The 496-nt window shown below is 34.1% G+C and carries 1 protein-coding gene; it reads left to right on the forward strand.

What is annotated here, in order from left to right:
• Window positions 1-240: 240 nt before the first annotated feature.
• The coding region (locus J8L98_RS24590; RefSeq protein WP_210998682.1) for a TRIC cation channel family protein at window positions 241-496 on the forward strand (256 nt) is incomplete at its 3' end.

The following is a 496-nucleotide window of genomic DNA, read 5'->3' on the forward strand; positions in this document are numbered from 1 at the left end:
TAATGTGTTCCAAGCTTTACTACAACTTTCAATAATTTCGTTATAGCGATTAAAGCAAAGTTATGCCATGGCGGTTGTCTGAGCGACTTTTATTTAGTTTATAAGAATGATTTTGGTTTTTAGTAATGTAGTGTAGGTAATGACTGGTTTTTATTTTTGATATGTTGTTTTTATAATAACGAGCTGCCAGTGTTAGAAATAACTGGTCTTTTATAAGCTATTTTTAGGAAGTAATTTTATATGACTGAGCTATTTCATTGGTTTGATTTGCTTGGTGTAATGGTATTTGCTATTTCAGGTACTTTAATTGCGCATAGTAAACACATGGATGGATTTGGGGTGGTGGTGCTAGCTACTGTTACAGCAATCGGGGGCGGAACCCTTCGGGATATTATTTTAGATATTCCGGTATTCTGGTTACATGATGCAAGTTATTTTATTGCGATTGGTGTTGCCATCATGATCAGCGTTTATTTTTTAAATCGACATAAGCAAA

Origin of the sequence: Pseudoalteromonas sp. MMG013, assembly GCF_018100885.1 — a bacterium.
GTDB lineage: Bacteria > Pseudomonadota > Gammaproteobacteria > Enterobacterales > Alteromonadaceae > Pseudoalteromonas > Pseudoalteromonas aurantia.